This is a genomic window from Halomonas flagellata, from assembly GCF_022487945.1.
Taxonomy (GTDB): domain Bacteria; phylum Pseudomonadota; class Gammaproteobacteria; order Pseudomonadales; family Halomonadaceae; genus Halomonas; species Halomonas flagellata.
The window spans coordinates 35,509-49,484 of sequence record NZ_JAKVPY010000021.1 but is presented as its reverse complement, the minus strand read 5'-3'; the positions used below and the strand labels follow the sequence as shown (position 1 = coordinate 49,484).

At 67.4% G+C, this 13,976-nt stretch carries 17 protein-coding genes and 1 pseudogene; 11 read left to right on the top strand and 7 right to left on the bottom strand.

Annotated features, from left to right (window positions below; all coding sequences use genetic code 11):
• Positions 1-14: 14 nt before the first annotated feature.
• From MKP05_RS16205 to MKP05_RS16175, 7 genes are all read left to right on the top strand, one after another.
• Complete coding sequence (locus MKP05_RS16205; RefSeq protein ID WP_240569269.1) at positions 15-548, top strand: TIGR02444 family protein; 534 nt, start codon at positions 15-17, stop codon at positions 546-548.
• A 91-nt stretch (positions 549-639) separates the two neighbouring features.
• Positions 640-1,656: a TRAP transporter substrate-binding protein gene (locus MKP05_RS16200; RefSeq protein WP_240569268.1), complete on the top strand. Its 1,017-nt coding sequence runs from the start codon at positions 640-642 to the stop codon at positions 1,654-1,656.
• A gap of 184 nt (positions 1,657-1,840) precedes the next feature.
• Positions 1,841-2,419 (top strand): TRAP transporter small permease, encoded by a 579-nt coding sequence (locus tag MKP05_RS16195; protein ID WP_240569267.1) that lies wholly within the window; start codon positions 1,841-1,843, stop codon positions 2,417-2,419.
• A 30-nt stretch (positions 2,420-2,449) separates the two neighbouring features.
• Complete coding sequence (locus MKP05_RS16190; protein WP_240569266.1) at positions 2,450-3,733, top strand: TRAP transporter large permease; 1,284 nt, start codon at positions 2,450-2,452, stop codon at positions 3,731-3,733.
• Positions 3,734-3,765: 32 nt separating this feature from the next.
• A complete protein-coding gene (locus MKP05_RS16185; protein ID WP_240569265.1) occupies positions 3,766-4,209 on the top strand; it encodes a universal stress protein in 444 nt (147 codons plus the stop codon).
• Between the two features lie 130 nt (positions 4,210-4,339).
• Positions 4,340-5,029: a BamJ family beta-barrel-assembly machinery protein gene (gene bamJ, locus MKP05_RS16180; RefSeq protein ID WP_240569264.1), complete on the top strand. Its 690-nt coding sequence runs from the start codon at positions 4,340-4,342 to the stop codon at positions 5,027-5,029.
• A gap of 9 nt (positions 5,030-5,038) precedes the next feature.
• A complete protein-coding gene (locus tag MKP05_RS16175) occupies positions 5,039-6,085 on the top strand; it encodes an alpha/beta hydrolase family protein (protein WP_240569263.1) in 1,047 nt (348 codons plus the stop codon).
• Between the two features lie 9 nt (positions 6,086-6,094).
• Here the strand turns inward: MKP05_RS16175 and MKP05_RS16170 are convergent, their stop codons facing one another.
• Positions 6,095-6,691 carry an SCO family protein gene (locus tag MKP05_RS16170; protein ID WP_110284536.1) on the bottom strand — a complete coding sequence of 199 codons (597 nt, stop codon included), beginning with the start codon at positions 6,689-6,691 and terminating at the stop codon, positions 6,095-6,097.
• Positions 6,688-7,182 (bottom strand): hypothetical protein, encoded by a 495-nt coding sequence (locus MKP05_RS16165; RefSeq protein WP_240569262.1) that lies wholly within the window; start codon positions 7,180-7,182, stop codon positions 6,688-6,690. Before MKP05_RS16165 ends, MKP05_RS16170 begins: the two co-directional genes overlap by 4 nt.
• Before the next feature lie 130 nt (positions 7,183-7,312).
• Here MKP05_RS16165 and MKP05_RS16160 point away from each other — a divergent pair, with 130 nt between their 5' ends.
• Positions 7,313-8,230 (top strand): AEC family transporter, encoded by a 918-nt coding sequence (locus MKP05_RS16160; RefSeq protein WP_240569261.1) that lies wholly within the window; start codon positions 7,313-7,315, stop codon positions 8,228-8,230.
• A 185-nt stretch (positions 8,231-8,415) separates the two neighbouring features.
• Here the strand turns inward: MKP05_RS16160 and MKP05_RS16155 are convergent, their stop codons facing one another.
• Positions 8,416-9,327, bottom strand: coding sequence for a LysR family transcriptional regulator (locus MKP05_RS16155; RefSeq protein WP_240569260.1), 912 nt, complete (start codon positions 9,325-9,327; stop codon positions 8,416-8,418).
• 92 nt (positions 9,328-9,419) lie between these two features.
• Here MKP05_RS16155 and MKP05_RS16150 point away from each other — a divergent pair.
• A pseudogene (locus tag MKP05_RS16150) lies at positions 9,420-10,229 on the top strand (DMT family transporter); the annotation flags it as partial.
• Between the two features lie 55 nt (positions 10,230-10,284).
• Here MKP05_RS16150 and trmB read toward each other — a convergent pair.
• The 3 genes from trmB to thiS are packed head-to-tail and all read right to left on the bottom strand — an operon-like array spanning position 10,285 to position 12,121.
• Entirely contained in the window at positions 10,285-11,031 is a 747-nt protein-coding gene (gene trmB / locus MKP05_RS16145; RefSeq protein ID WP_240569259.1) for a tRNA (guanosine(46)-N7)-methyltransferase TrmB, read from the bottom strand.
• 41 nt (positions 11,032-11,072) lie between these two features.
• Positions 11,073-11,870 carry a thiazole synthase gene (locus MKP05_RS16140; RefSeq protein WP_110284531.1) on the bottom strand — a complete coding sequence of 266 codons (798 nt, stop codon included), beginning with the start codon at positions 11,868-11,870 and terminating at the stop codon, positions 11,073-11,075.
• Positions 11,871-11,920: 50 nt separating this feature from the next.
• Positions 11,921-12,121, bottom strand: a complete 201-nt coding sequence (thiS, locus tag MKP05_RS16135; RefSeq protein ID WP_110284530.1) for a sulfur carrier protein ThiS — start codon at positions 12,119-12,121, stop codon at positions 11,921-11,923.
• Between the two features lie 118 nt (positions 12,122-12,239).
• On the opposite strand from thiS, the gene MKP05_RS16130 reads away from it, so the two are divergent.
• Complete coding sequence (locus MKP05_RS16130) at positions 12,240-12,623, top strand: DUF423 domain-containing protein (protein ID WP_110284529.1); 384 nt, start codon at positions 12,240-12,242, stop codon at positions 12,621-12,623.
• Here MKP05_RS16130 and MKP05_RS16125 read toward each other — a convergent pair.
• On the bottom strand, positions 12,620-13,033 hold the full coding sequence (locus tag MKP05_RS16125) for a PaaI family thioesterase (protein ID WP_110284528.1): 414 nt from the start codon (positions 13,031-13,033) through the stop codon (positions 12,620-12,622). The genes MKP05_RS16130 and MKP05_RS16125 overlap by 4 nt on opposite strands.
• 189 nt (positions 13,034-13,222) lie before the next feature.
• Here MKP05_RS16125 and MKP05_RS16120 point away from each other — a divergent pair, with 189 nt between their 5' ends.
• A complete protein-coding gene (locus MKP05_RS16120) occupies positions 13,223-13,975 on the top strand; it encodes a response regulator (RefSeq protein ID WP_240569258.1) in 753 nt (250 codons plus the stop codon).
• Position 13,976 lies beyond the last annotated feature (1 nt).

Below are 13,976 nucleotides of genomic sequence, written 5' to 3'. Positions count from 1 at the left end.
GACGACAGCCGATGATGACTCCCGATTCTACCGAATTGCCGCCCGCTCTGCGGGCCCGACTCACCGCCAGGCCACTCTGGGACTTCGCCCTGGCGCTCTACGCCCGGGAAGGCGTCGAGGCCGCCTGCCTGCACCTGCAGGACGACGCCGGGCTGGACGTCTGCGAACTGCTGTGGCGCTGCTGGCTGTTCCACCACGGACTCCAGCCGGCCGACGAGCCCGCCGGCCTGGACGAGATCCGGCGCTGGCAGCAGGAGGTCACTACGCCGCTGCGCCGGCTGCGCCGCACCCTGAAGGCCGAGGCGGCGACTCGCCCCGCTGTCGCCGCCCTGCGCCGCACGCTCCAGCGAGCCGAGCTCGCGGCCGAGCGGGAGACCCTCACCCGCCTGGAGGCACTCACCGCCGACTGCCGCCCGATATCACTTCCGTCAGCCGATCCGGGGTTGAAAGAACATCTCGCGGACTATCTGCAACTACAGAAAAAATCGCATCTTTCTGCCCTGCAAAGGCTAGAAGGCTCGCTTGACCCCTCCCGAGGCCCACGCTAGCCTGAAACTAGCCGTGCAGGATTTTTACCTGCTCGTTACCTGGCAATATCATCCGATCTTGACCAGTCCAACCTGCGAGGGGAACACAAGAATGAAGGCAACCAAGCTGTTGACCACGGCCACTGTCGGCGCACTGCTGTTCGGCCTGTCCGCCGCGGCCCATTCCGCCGAGTGGCGTTATGCCCACGAGGAGTTCGAGGGCGATGTGCAAGACGTCTTCGCCTACGCCTTCAAGGACTACATCGAGGAAAACTCCGATCATAGCGTTCAGGTCTATCGCTTCGGTGAGTTGGGCGAGTCCGACGACATCATGGAGCAGACGCAGAACGGTATCCTGCAGTTCGTCAACCAGTCCCCCGGCTTCACCGGCGCCCTGATCCCCTCGGCGCAGATCTTTTTCATCCCCTATCTGATGCCTACCGACATGGAGTCGGTGCTCGAGTTCTTCGACGAGAGCAAGGCCATCAACGAGATGTTCCCCAAGATCTATGCCGAGCATGGACTGGAACTGCTCAAGATGTATCCGGAAGGGGAAATGGTGGTCACCGCCGACGAGCCGATCACCACTCCGGCGGATTTCGACAACAAGAAGATCCGGGTGATGACCAACCCGCTGCTGGCGGAGACCTACAACGCCTTCGGTGCCACGGCCACGCCGCTGCCCTGGGGCGAGGTCTACGGCGGGCTGCAGACCGGCATCATCGACGGCCAGGAGAACCCGATCTTCTGGATCGAATCCGGTGGCCTCTATGAGGTCTCGCCCCACCTGACCTTCACCAGTCACGGCTGGTTCACCACCGCCATGATGGCCAACCAGGACTTCTACGAGGGCCTTCCCGAGGAAGACCAGCAGCTGATCCGCGATGCCGCCGATGCGGCCTACGACCACACCATCGAGCACATCCAGGGCCTGGCCGAGGAGTCGCTGGCCAAGATCCAGGAGGCCTCCGACGAGGTCACCGTGACGCGCCTGACCGAGGAGCAGATCCAGGCCTTCCGCGAGCGGGCGCCCCAGGTCGAGGAGCGCTTCCTCGAGATGACCGACGAGACCGGCGCACAGCTGCTCGAGCAGTTCAAGGCCGACCTGGAAGCCGTGAACGGCGAGTAAGCCTCAGGGCCGCTCCGCCGCAAGCACGCCAAGGGGGCAGCCGTCCGGCTGCCCCCTTGGCGTTGGGCCCGGCCATTCAGCGTTGAAGAGCCGGCACGGGGTCCGGCCACCCGTTGCGTACCCTTGAGAATGAGCAAGACGGCAACTCATCTCTCTCGGGGAAAACCCTCAGGAGTCTGGTCACATGACTGAAGAAGAATCCGAAAAGCACTACCGGTCGACGCTGCCCGGCCCCTTGGGACCGATCGATACCTTCATCAGCAAGGTAGAGGCGGTGATCCTGGCGCTCGGCGTACTGCTGATGGCAGTCAATACCGTCGCCAATGTGATAGGCCGCTTCGTCTTCGGCTCCAGCATCTTCTTCTCCGGTGAAATCAACCGCATCCTGATCATCATGATCACCTTTGCCGGTATCGGCTACGCGGCCCGCCACGGCCGCCACATCCGCATGTCGGCGATCTATGATGCCCTGCCGACGGGTGGCCGGCGTGCCTTGATGATCCTGATCTCGCTATTCACCTCCCTGGTGATGTTCTTCCTGCTCTACTACTCGATCATCTATATCGCCAGTCTCTACGCCAAGGGACGCGTTCTGCCGGCCCTGGCGCTACCCATCTGGATCATCTATGTCTGGGTCCCCCTGGGCTTCCTGATCACGGGCATCCAGTACTTCCTCACGGCCATCAAGAACATGACCTCGCGTGACGTCTATCTGTCGACGAGCGTGCTCGACGGCTACAAGGATACGGAAACGGAAGTCTGACGCAGGGTCCGGTGCCCAGGAGAGCACACCATGACAACCATAATGGTCACCACGATGATAGTCCTGCTGCTGCTGGGCTTTCCCATGATGATCCCGCTGATCACCGCGGCGGTGATCGGCTTCTACATGATGTTCAACGGCCTGGGGCAGATGGACACCCTGATCCAGCAGATGATGGCGGGCATCCGGCCTGCCTCGCTGATCGCGGTGCCGATGTTCATCCTCTCCGCCGATATCATGACCCGCGGCCAGTCGGCCGAGCGGCTGATCAACATGGTGATGGCCTTCATCGGCCACGTGAAGGGTGGGCTGGCGGTGAGCACCGCGGCCTCCTGCACCCTGTTCGGGGCCGTCTCGGGCTCCACCCAGGCCACGGTGGTGGCCATCGGCTCCCCCCTGCGCCCCAAGATGCTCAAGGCCGGCTATTCGGACTCCTTCACCCTGGCGCTGATCATCAACTCCAGCGACATCGCCTTCCTGATCCCGCCGAGCATCGGCATGATCATCTACGGGGTCATCTCGGGCACCTCCATCGGCGAGCTGTTCATCGCCGGCATTGGCCCGGGCCTGTTGATCCTGCTGATGTTCGCCGTCTACTGCGTCGTCTACGCCATCGTCAAGGACGTGCCCACCGAGGCCAGGGCGAGCTGGCGAACCCGGGGCCTAGCGGTGCGCGACGCCCTCTGGCCGCTGGGCTTCCCGGTGATCATCGTCGGCGGCATCTATGGCGGCATCTTCAGCCCCACCGAGGCCGCGGCGGCCTGCGTGCTGTATGCCATCGTGCTGGAGTTCGTGGTCTTTCGCTCGCTGAAGGTCGCCGAAATTTACGCCATCGCCAAGTCCACCGGCCTGATCACCGCGGTAGTGTTCATCCTGGTGGCGGTGGGCAACGGCTTCTCCTGGATCATCTCCTTCGCCCAGATCCCCCAGACGATCCTCGCGGCGGTGGGGATCAACGAGGCCGGTCCCACCGGCGTGCTGATCGCGATCTGCGTGGCCTTCTTCGTGGCCTGCATGTTCGTAGACCCCATCGTGGTGATCCTGGTGCTGACGCCCATCTTCGCCCCGGCCGTCGCGGCCACCGGCCTCGACCCGGTGCTGGTGGGCATCCTGATCACCCTGCAGGTGGCCATCGGCTCGGCGACGCCCCCCTTCGGCTGCGACATCTTCACCGCCATCGCCATCTTCAAGCGACCCTACTGGGAGGTGATCCGCGGCACGCCCCCCTTCGTCTTCCTGCTGATCCTGGCCGCGGCCCTGCTGATCATGTTCCCGCAGATCGCGCTGTTCCTGCGCGACCTGGCCTTCCGCTGATCCAGCCCCACTGACCCCAGGAGATGGCAACGATGTTCGATCGGATACTGATACCGGTGGACGGCTCGAAGGGGGCGCTGAAGGCGCTGGAGAAGGCCGTGGGGCTGCAGATGCTGACCGGCGCCGAGCTCTACATCCTGTGTGTGTTCAAGCACCACAGCCTGCTGGAGGCCTCGCTCTCCATGGTCCGGCCCGACAAGCTGGACATCCCCGACGACGCCCTCAAGGAGTACGCCACCGAGATCGCCGTGCATGCCAAGGGCGAAGCGCTGGCGCTGGGGGCCGAGCCGACCAAGCTGCGCGCCTTCGTCAAGGGCGGCCGCCCCTCACGCACCATCGTGCGCTTCGCGCGCAAGCGCGAGTGCGACCTGATCGTGATCGGCTCCCAGGGCACCAACGGCGAGAAGAGCATGCTGCTGGGCAGCGTGGCCCAGCGAGTGGCGGGCTCGGCCCACTGCCCGACCCTGGTCGTCTGAGCCCACCTTGGCTGCCGCCTGCCGGGCCGGCTCCGCGCGCCTGACGCTGGTGCGGAACCGGCCCGGCCCTGCTACAGTCCCATGGTTTCCATGCACTGGCGCCGCGGCGCCCGGACCACAAGGCTTGTTCATGAAGAGACTGCTGACCACCGCATCCCTGACCGCCCTCCTGGGCGCCGCTCCCCTGGCGCTGGCGACACCGCAAACCGACGACGAGCGCCTCGGCTACAGCCTGGGCGTGACCCTGGGCCAGAGCATCCAGCAGGACGTCGAGGACCTGAACGTCGACGCCTTCACCCAGGCCATCCGCGACGTCTTCGAGGGCGGCGAGCTGGCCATGAGCGACGAGGAGATGGCCGCGGCCCTGATGCGTTTCCAGCAGGAGGCCATGGCCGCCCGCGAGGCAGAGACCGAGCAGCAGGCCGAGGCCAACCGCGCCGACGGCGAGGCCTTCCTAGCCGCCAACGCCGAGGAGGACGGCGTCGAGGTCACCGACTCCGGCCTGCAGTACAAGGTGCTGGAAGCCGGTGATGGCGCCTCGCCGGGTCCCGAGTCCAACGTCGAGGTGCACTACGAAGGCACCCTGATCGACGGCACCGTCTTCGACAGCTCCTACGCGCGTGGCGAGCCGGTCAACTTCCGGGTCGGTCAGGTCATCGAGGGCTGGCAGGAGGCGCTGCAGCTGATGAGCGTCGGTGACACCTGGGAGATCGTCATTCCCTCCGAGCTCGCCTACGGCGCCCAGGGCCAGGGCCCCATCGGCCCTCACGAGACGCTGATCTTCAAGGTCGAGCTGCTCGACGTGGACGACGCCGACTGACCCCCGACCATGCCTCTTCTTGCTTCCGTTGCCGCGGGCCTCGTCCTGACGGGGCTGGCGGCCCCCCTGGCCGCCGCCGAGCGGCTCCCCGAGCTGCCCCCGTTGGGCATCGCCGCCGATGACGTCAGCGTCGTCGGTGTCTCCTCCGGCGGCTACATGGCCACCCAGCTCGCCGTCGCCTGGCCCGAGCGGTTCTCCGGGCTGGGCGTACTGGCGGCCGGCCCCTGGTCCTGTGCCCGGGGGGCCCTGCGCCTCGCGCTCGGGCAATGCATGACATCGCGGCTCGGCGCCCCGGAACTCGACGAACTGGCCAACCGTCACCGCGACTACCTGGAGCGCGACCTGGTGGGCGATCGCCAGGCACTGGCGCAGCTACGGGTATTCGTCTGGCATGGCGCCGAGGACGATACGGTGTCGCCGGACCTGGGCCGCGCCCTGGCCGAACAGTTCCAGGGCTGGCTGGCGACTCCCGAAGAGCAGCTCCAGCAGCTCGAGAGCGAGGACATCGGCCACGGCTGGCCGGTGATGGCCCGGGTGGCAACCCCCGTCGGTATCCTCGCCGACTGCCGCAACGGGGGCGGCACCCAGCTGCTGGCCTGCGGGCTGGACATCGCCGGTGAGGCGCTGGGCTGGCTACATGGGGAACTGGCGCCCCCCGCCGAGGCGGTCGGCGGCAACCTGATGCGTTTCGACCAGGCCGAGGTACGCGACGCCAAGGGACTCGCCGATGCCGGCTACCTGTTCGTGCCGGAAGGCTGCGAGGACGGCGGCTGCGGGCTGACCATGGCACTGCACGGCTGTGGTATGGGCGCCGGACAGATCGACGACGCCTTCGTGCGCCATAGCGGACTGAACGAATGGGCGGCCAGCAATCGTCGCGTGATCCTCTACCCCCAGGCGGACACCAGCCTGGCCAACCCCCAGGGCTGCTGGGACTGGTGGGGCTTCGCCGAGAGCGCCTGGCAGCTGAACCCCCTTCACGACACCCGGCAGGGGACCCAGATAGGGGCCCTGATGGGCATGATCGACCGGCTGGCGGAGTCGCCGGACGATTGAGCGGGAGCGTCAGCCATCGAGTTCGCTCTGCAACGCCGAGAGCAGGGCATGGGGCGCGGGCGAATAGAGCACCCGCTTCCGGATCCTGCCGTCCCGATCGACCAGATAGAGCGACGAGCTGTGGTCGATGGTGTACTCCATCGCCGATTCCGGCGTCTCCACCCGCCGCCAGACCACCCCGTAGCGCTCGGCGACCTCCTCGAGCTGCGCCTGGCTGCCGGTGGCACCGATGAAGGCGTCGCCGAAGTAGCCGGTGTACTCGGTCAGCCGCTCCAGGGTGTCGCGCTCGGGGTCCACCGAGATCATCACCGGCACCACCCGTTCGCGGCTCGCCTCGTCGAGCTCGGCCAGCGCCTGGCGCACCACCGCCATGCTCATGGGGCAGACGTCGGGGCAGGAGGTGTAACCGAAGAAGAGCACCGCCAGCTGATCGTCGCCGAGCTGGGAGAGCGAGAAATCGCCATGGGTCGAGGGGAGTTCCACCGGGCCGCCCTGCGGTCCGCTGCCCGCGTCACTGGCGACCTGCTGCTGATACCAGGCATAGCCGCCGAGGGCGATGATCAGCACGATCACGCCCAGTCCCATCCAGATCCCCAGTCGCTTCATGGTGTGCTTCGCTCCACATCGAAATCGAACCAGCTCCCCAGGCTCCCCCGGGAAGTCTCCACTATCACCCTGGCCCGCCATGGCATGACCGACTCGGTACAGATCGTCACCTGCCCGTCACCACGGTAGACGCCGTCGGCACCCGCCGCGAGCGGGAAGCGATGCAGTCCCATCTCCATGCCGCGGCCGACGAACTCGACCCGCACCGACTCGGCCTCCAGGCCCTCGAGGGTCACCGCCAGGGGCAGCACCTCCAGCGCCCGGATCCGCCCCGCGGCTTCGACCTCGAGAGTGAAGCTGGCACCTTGCTCCAGGGTCGCCGTGCAGGCGCCGGCATGCAAGTCGCAAGGCGCCCCGGGGGCGAGCCAGCGCACCTCGCCGCCACCGCGCAGGCTGTAGCTGGTCAGGTACCAGAGCGCCACGGCGATGCCCCCCAGGGTCACCAGCATCAGCAGGCGCAGCAGCGGGGAACGCGAAATACCGGTTTCCATCGGGGGGCGGTCGGGCATGGCGGCGAAAGAAGCACTCCCAAGGGGGGCAGGATGGAGAGTAAGCTTACCAGCATTTATCTTGGCAGCCTGCGCAAGGATGTCGCAGGGCGGCACGACAAGGGAGGCATTCATGGAGGGAGTGGCAAGCGCACTGGGGCCGCTGTTCCTGCTGATCCTGCTGGGGGCCCTGCTGGGCTGGACCCGCCAGCCCGGGGGTGACTTCTGGCCCCGGATGGAAAGGCTGATCTACTTCCTGCTGTTTCCCGCCATGCTGATCTCGACCCTGGCCACCGCCGACGTGAGCCAGGTGCCGGTCACCCGGCTGGCCCTGGCCCTGCTCGGGGCCATGGGCCTGCTCGGCGCCCTGATGTGGCTCCTGCGTGAGCGATTGCGGCTCGCGGCCCCCGCCTTCACCTCGGCCTTCCAGGGGGCCCTGCGCTTCAACACCTATGTCGGCGTGGCCGGCGCCGCCGCGCTTCATGGCGGTGCCGGTGCCACCGTGGCCGCGGTGGCGGTGGCGCTGATGGTGCCGGTGGTCAATGTGTTCTGCGTGACCAGCTTCATCGCCGCCGGCACCCTGGGCCCTTCCGGCCTGGGCCGGAGCCTGGCGGCCCTGATCCGCAACCCGCTGATCCTCGGCTGCCTGATCGGCATCGCCCTCAATGTCGGTGGCATCGGCCTGCCCGGCTGGAGCGGCGCCGCCGTGGAGCTGCTGGGGCAAGCCGCCTTGCCGCTGGGCCTGGTGGCAGTGGGCGTGGCACTGCGCCCCGCCGCGCTGATCCGCCTGGACCGCGGCGTCTGGGCCACCAATCTGGTCAAGCTGGTGCTGATGCCGGCCCTGGTACTGGGGCTTGCCCTGATGCTGGGACTCGACCCGGTGAGCCGCGACGTGGCCCTGCTGTTCGCCGCCCTGCCCACCGCCACCTCGGCCTATATCCTGGCCCGCCAGCTGGGGGGTGACGCCGAACTGATGGCGGCGCTGATCACCGGTCAGACGCTGCTGGCCATGGTGACCCTGCCCCTGTGGCTGCGCCTGGCCGGGCAGTGAGAGGCTCAATAAAAAACATTCGCATTTGTGTTGACGGGATAAATGAGAACGATTATCTTTGCATGCGTGGCGTTGATGAGGCGCCACGGCCAGGGCAGGGCCGCCAGGCTCCTGCCATGGTTTCTCCCTCTCATTGCTAGTCACGGTCTTGCCGCCACCCTCCCGGTGGCGTTTTTTTTGCTCGATCAGGTCGAGCGCGGCGCCGCACGCCAGGGGCCACGTTCATGCAGGCGCTCGCGCAGCAACGCGGCCAGGGCTTCCACCGCCGGGCGTGATGCCTCCTCGATACGCTTCCCGACGTGCAGCCGTGCCTCACAGGGGGGCAGCAGCGGCAGGCCCTCGTCACGCCCCAGCTCGCGCATCGCCGACGTCAGTCGCTCGCGGTCGATCACGCTGATCGCCAGGCCCGCCTCGACCGCCTTCTCCACGGCATGGATGCTGGTACTGGTAAAGACCGCATGCCAGGGCGTGCCCGAGGCTTCCAACGCCTCGACCGCCAGCTCCCGATACGGACAGTCGACCTCGTGAAGGGCCAGGGGGATGCTGGCGCGTTCGGTCAGCCGTCCCACGCGGGGGCCGGCCCATACCGGCGTGGTCCGCCACAGCGACACGCCGCCGGGGAGGGGGTGCGGGCGATCCAGCACCACCGCCAGCGCCAGTTGAGAACGGGTCAACTGGCGCGCCAGCTCGCCACTGGTGGCGGTCACCGCCTCCAGCAACACATCGGGGTGGCGCGCGATGAAATCCGGCAACACGTCGACGAGCAGCTCACGGGCATAGTCTTCCGGGAGACCGAGGCGCACCTTGCCGCCCAGCCCGCGACCGGTGAAGCGCGACAGCATGCCGTCGTGCAACCGCAGGAGCTCCCGTGACTCCTGCAACAGGGCTTCCCCGGCGGCGGTTGGCGTCACTCCGCGCGGGCCGCGCTCCAGCAGCCGCGTGCCCAGCACCTCCTCCAGCCGCTTGATCTGCATGCTGATGGCACTGGTGGTGCGATGCCGCTGCTGCGCTGCGGCACCGAGGGATCCCAGTTGCGCCGCCACCTGGAAGCTGCGCAGCGACTCGAGATCCAGGGCCGACGCCATGACTTCAGACATGCTGAACCCTCCTTGCAGATAATTTCGATTTATTGAAATCGATTCCTGCCCCAGGCTCAAGGACGAACATCGCCTGACGGAGAGAGATCGCCATGCCACCTATCCTGCTGACGCCGCTGATCGCCATGGGCTTCGTGGTGTGCTGGAGCTCGGGGTTCGTCGGCGGACGGCTGGCGATCGAGGCCGACACCCCGGTGCTGGCGCTGTTTGCCTGGCGCTTCCTGCTGGCCGGCCTGCTGGTTGGCCTGTATTGGCGGCTGTGCCGGCCCGGCCGGCTGGCATGCCGGGATGTCCTGCGCGAAATGGCCATCGGCAGCCTGACCATGGGGGGGTACCTGCTGGGGGTGATACTGGCGATCCAGCTCGGCGTCAGCGCCGGGGTGACCGCGCTGATCACCGCCCTGCAGCCGTTGCTGGCGGCGGCGCTGGCCGGCCCCTGGCTCGGCGAGCGCCTGGCCCCCCGGGGCTGGGCGGGCATGGCGATCGCCACGCTGGGGATGCTGCTGTACGTGGCCGACGACATCGAGCGCGGCAGCGGCGCCCCGCTGTGGGCCTACCTGCTGCCGCTCGGCTCGGTGGTGGCGGTGACGCTGGGTAGCCTGCTGGCCGTGCGCTGGACGACGGCGATGCCGATATCGGCAACCTTGCTGTTCCAGCTCCTTGCCGCCACGGCAATCTTCACGCTGGCCGCCTTGATCGCCGGCGGTGGAGTCCTCGCGTTTCCCGCCGCCGACCTGCCCAGCGTCACCGCAATCGGCTGGCTGATCGTGCTATCGAGCCTGGGAGGGTACGGGTTCTTCGTCGCGAGCCTGCGCCGGCTCGGGGTGACCCTGACCTCGACGCTGGTCTACCTGACCCCCGCCGTGACCCTGCTCTGGGCGGCGGCCATGTTCGGCGAGCGCCCGGGGGGGCAGGGCATCATCGGCATGGGCATTGCCATCGCCGGTGTCGGCCTGACTATTCGCAGCGTCGATACATCAGGTCCCAGACGCCATGACCGAGGCGCTCGCCCCGGGCCTCGAACTTGGTCAGCGGGCGAAACGCCGGTCGCGGCACATAGGGCGCCGTGTCCGGAGCCGCCACATTGCGATAGCCCGGCGCCGCGGCCATGACCTCGGCCATCCACTCGGCGTAGGCCTCCCAGTCGGTGGCCAGGTGGAAGATGCCGCCGGGCTTGAGCCGGGTGCGCACCAGCTCGACGAAGGCGGGCTGGACGATGCGTCGCTTGTGGTGCTTCTTCTTCGGCCAGGGGTCGGGGAAGAACAGCTGCAGGGTGTCGAGGCTCGCCTCCGGCAGGCACTGCTCGAGCACCGCCAACGCATCCTCGCGGTAGACCCGGAGGTTGGTCAGGCCGCGCTTGTCGGCCTCGTCGAGCAGCTTGCCGACCCCGGGGGCATGCACCTCGATGCCGATGAAGTCGGTATCCGGATGGGTCTCGGCCTGCTCGACCAGCGAGGCGCCCATGCCGAAGCCGATCTCCAGCACCCGTGCCGCCCGGCGGCCGAACAGGGCATCGAGGTCCTGCCGGCCGTCCGCCAGCGTCAGGCCCAGCCGCGGCCAGACCTCTTCCAGGCCACGGGTCTGGGCCTGGGTCATCCGGCCGGCGCGCAGCACATAGCTCTTGATGCCACGGCGGTGCAGCGGGGCGTCGGGGCCTTCCGGGCCGGTGGTCGAGGCAGGCGCGTCGTGTTGCGGATCGTTCATGGAATCGAATGGGGCTCTCTGGGGCTCGGGTTGCGGGTGGCTCAGCCGTTGATGCGGCCAGCGAAGGGCGAGGAGGGGTCGGCGCTCTGACGGCGCGGCATGCGCCCCGCCAGGAAGGCCTCGCGGCCGGCCTCCACCGCTTTCCTCATGGCGCTGGCCATCAACACCGGCTGGCGGGCGTGGGCGATGGCGGAATTCATCAGCACGCCGTCGCAGCCGAGCTCCATGGCCATGGCCGCGTCGGAGGCGGTGCCGATGCCGGCATCCACCAGCACCGGGACGCCGGCCTGCTCGATGATCAGGCGGATGTTGTGCGGGTTCTGGATGCCGTGACCGGAGCCGATCAGCGAGCCCAGCGGCATGATGGCACAGCAGCCGAGGCGCTCGAGCTCCCGGGCCACGATGGGATCGTCGCTGGTGTAGACCATGACGTCGAAGCCATCGGCGATCAGCGTCTCGGCGGCCGACAGGGTCTCGACCACATTGGGGTAGAGGGTCGAGTCGTCGCCCAGCACCTCGAGCTTGACCAGGTGATGACCGTCGAGCAGCTCCCGAGCCAGCCTGCAGGTGCGCACCGCGTCCTTGGCCGTATAGCAGCCGGCGGTATTGGGCAGCAGGGTGAAACGCTCCGGAGGAACGGCGTCGAGCAGGTTCGGCTCACCGGCTTCCTGCCCCAGATTGGTGCGACGCACCGCGAAGGTCACCACCTCGGCACCGCTGGCGGCGATCGCCTCGGCCGTCTCGTCGAAGTCCTTGTACTTGCCGGTACCGACCAGCAGGCGGGAGGCAAACTCGCGCCCGGCGATGTTCAGCGGCTGGTCCTGGAAAAACTCACTCATGCTCTGCTCCTGTATACCCGTGGAATGCCCGACAGCCGGGGGCCCGGCGACTAGCCGCCGCCGATGGCGTGAACGACCTCGACCCGGTCGCCCTCGGCCAGCCGGATCTCGCCGTGCGCGCTCTTCGGCACGATCTCCTCGTTGACCTCCACGGCGATGCGCCGGCCGGCGAGCCCCAGGGACTCGACCAGCTCGGCGACCGTGAGGTCGGGCGTCAGGGTGCGCGCTTCGCCATTGAGCTGAATCTGCATGGCGTCCTCTCTTCGTGCTCGGGGATTCGCGGGGCCACCATTGTAGCGGAGTCGAGCCGGCCGGGGTACGGTAGGCTTCGATTCGCAACCATTCTCGAGTGACGAGGGAGGCCGGCCCATGCAGGACAGGGGGTGGTGGTTCGCAGGCGCGCTCTCGGGCGCCCTGGTGGTGATGGCCGGCGCCTTCGGCGCCCATGCCCTGGAAGGGCAGCTGGCCCCGCGCCTGGCGGCCGCCTTCGAGACCGGCGTGCGCTACCAGGCCTGGCATACCCTGGCGCTGCTCGCCGTGCTGGCCTGGCGCGCCTCGCACCGCCTGGCGGGCCAGCGGCTCGTCCTGGGGCTCTGGGTGGCGGGGGTGCTGCTGTTCTCGGGCTCGCTCTATGCCCTGGCCCTGACCGGCGTGCGCGGCCTGGGCATGATCACGCCGCTCGGCGGCGTGCTGATGCTCGCCGGCTGGCTGGCGCTGGCCGGGTGCGTGCTGCGAGCCAGAGCCGCGAGCTAGTCACGGTCGGGCAACACATAGGTGGCGGTGACCAGGGCCACCGGCCGCTCGTCACCGGCGGAATAGAGCTGCACCTCGCCCACCGCCAGGCGATTCCCCAGCTTGACGAGACGGGCATTGGCGATGACATCGCGATCGCCCCGGGGCCGGCGCAGGAAGCGGCAATGCAGGTCGCTGGTCACGGCCATGGGCTCCGGGCCGACCTGGGCCAGTATCGCCACGTACAGGCAGACATCGGCCAACCCCATCAGGGTGGGGCCGGAGACGCTGGCCCCGGGCCGCAGGTGCTCGTCCTCGATCGCCAGGCTCATGGTGGCCCGCATGTGATCGACGCCCTCGATGGTCCCCGTCCGCTGGGGAAAGACCTCGTCGAGGAAGTCCTCGATGGCGGCGGCGGTCATCACGGTCATGGGGTTCTCCTGCGGCACGAGACGATGGACACTGCACCCCAAGATAGCGCAAGGCATGGCGTGCACACAGTCACTCGGCTCCTTCTATAGTCGAGCACTCCGAAATGATTGAAGCTTTACATTAATATGTCGATGTGAGGGCTTTCTTCGAAATGGGGCGGGTACGCCTCTGCCATGGCGGGAGAGACAATGACAAATCCAATCCCCGTGACCCACCAGACCAGATACCACATTGCCGTAGTGGACGATGAAGTCGACATGCTGGATGTCCTGCAGGATGCGCTGCAGGACGAAGGCTACCGGGTCAGTGCCCTGCGAAGTGGCCAGGCGCTACACGAACTGATCGCCCGGGACCCGGTGGACCTGATTGTGCTCGACCTGAAACTGGCCGGAGAGAATGGCTTGCAGGTGGCTCGCGATATACGGGCCACCAGCCCGGTACCGATCATGATGCTGACCGGCAAGGGCGATGAAACCGACCGCATCCTGGGCCTGGAGGTCGCGGCAGACGACTTCCTGATGAAACCTTTCAATCTGCGTGAGCTGATGGCGCGGGTGCATGCCCTGCTGCGCCGCTCCAAGCAACTCAGCGTGCCCCTGCAGAGCGTCGAAGATCAGGACCATGCCTGCCTCTGGTTCGACGACTGGCGACTCGATTTGACCCGGCGCATGCTCTACAACCCGGCCAACCAGCCGGTCAACCTCACCTTCGGCGAGTTCAACCTGTTGGAAAGCCTGGTCTCGTCGGCCAACCATGTACTGAGCCGCGACAGCCTGCTGGAGCGGACCCGCGGTACCGACAGCGACTCCTTCGACCGCAGCATCGATGTGCTGATCCTGCGGCTGCGCCGCAAGCTCGAAGCCAACCCCAAGCACCCCCGTTACATTCTGACCGAACGCGGCCAGGGCTACGTGTTTCATGCCCAGGTGCGCAAGCGCTGAG

Bases quoted from the DNA above. Each gene is read 5' to 3' on its own strand.
- MKP05_RS16160 (WP_240569261.1), top strand. From the start codon at position 7,313: ATGGAGGGAGTGGCAAGCGCACTGGGGCCGCTGTTCCTGCTGATCCTG.
- trmB (WP_240569259.1), bottom strand. From the start codon at position 11,031: ATGAACGATCCGCAACACGACGCGCCTGCCTCGACCACCGGCCCGGAA.
- MKP05_RS16205 (WP_240569269.1), top strand. From the start codon at position 15: ATGACTCCCGATTCTACCGAATTGCCGCCCGCTCTGCGGGCCCGACTC.
- MKP05_RS16130 (WP_110284529.1), top strand. From the start codon at position 12,240: ATGCAGGACAGGGGGTGGTGGTTCGCAGGCGCGCTCTCGGGCGCCCTG.
- MKP05_RS16185 (WP_240569265.1), top strand. From the start codon at position 3,766: ATGTTCGATCGGATACTGATACCGGTGGACGGCTCGAAGGGGGCGCTG.
- MKP05_RS16165 (WP_240569262.1), bottom strand. From the start codon at position 7,182: ATGGAAACCGGTATTTCGCGTTCCCCGCTGCTGCGCCTGCTGATGCTG.
- MKP05_RS16140 (WP_110284531.1), bottom strand. From the start codon at position 11,870: ATGAGTGAGTTTTTCCAGGACCAGCCGCTGAACATCGCCGGGCGCGAG.
- MKP05_RS16125 (WP_110284528.1), bottom strand. From the start codon at position 13,033: ATGACCGTGATGACCGCCGCCGCCATCGAGGACTTCCTCGACGAGGTC.
- thiS (WP_110284530.1), bottom strand. From the start codon at position 12,121: ATGCAGATTCAGCTCAATGGCGAAGCGCGCACCCTGACGCCCGACCTC.
- bamJ (WP_240569264.1), top strand. From the start codon at position 4,340: ATGAAGAGACTGCTGACCACCGCATCCCTGACCGCCCTCCTGGGCGCC.
- MKP05_RS16200 (WP_240569268.1), top strand. From the start codon at position 640: ATGAAGGCAACCAAGCTGTTGACCACGGCCACTGTCGGCGCACTGCTG.
- MKP05_RS16170 (WP_110284536.1), bottom strand. From the start codon at position 6,691: ATGAAGCGACTGGGGATCTGGATGGGACTGGGCGTGATCGTGCTGATC.
- MKP05_RS16155 (WP_240569260.1), bottom strand. From the start codon at position 9,327: ATGTCTGAAGTCATGGCGTCGGCCCTGGATCTCGAGTCGCTGCGCAGC.
- MKP05_RS16175 (WP_240569263.1), top strand. From the start codon at position 5,039: ATGCCTCTTCTTGCTTCCGTTGCCGCGGGCCTCGTCCTGACGGGGCTG.
- MKP05_RS16190 (WP_240569266.1), top strand. From the start codon at position 2,450: ATGACAACCATAATGGTCACCACGATGATAGTCCTGCTGCTGCTGGGC.
- MKP05_RS16120 (WP_240569258.1), top strand. From the start codon at position 13,223: ATGACAAATCCAATCCCCGTGACCCACCAGACCAGATACCACATTGCC.
- MKP05_RS16195 (WP_240569267.1), top strand. From the start codon at position 1,841: ATGACTGAAGAAGAATCCGAAAAGCACTACCGGTCGACGCTGCCCGGC.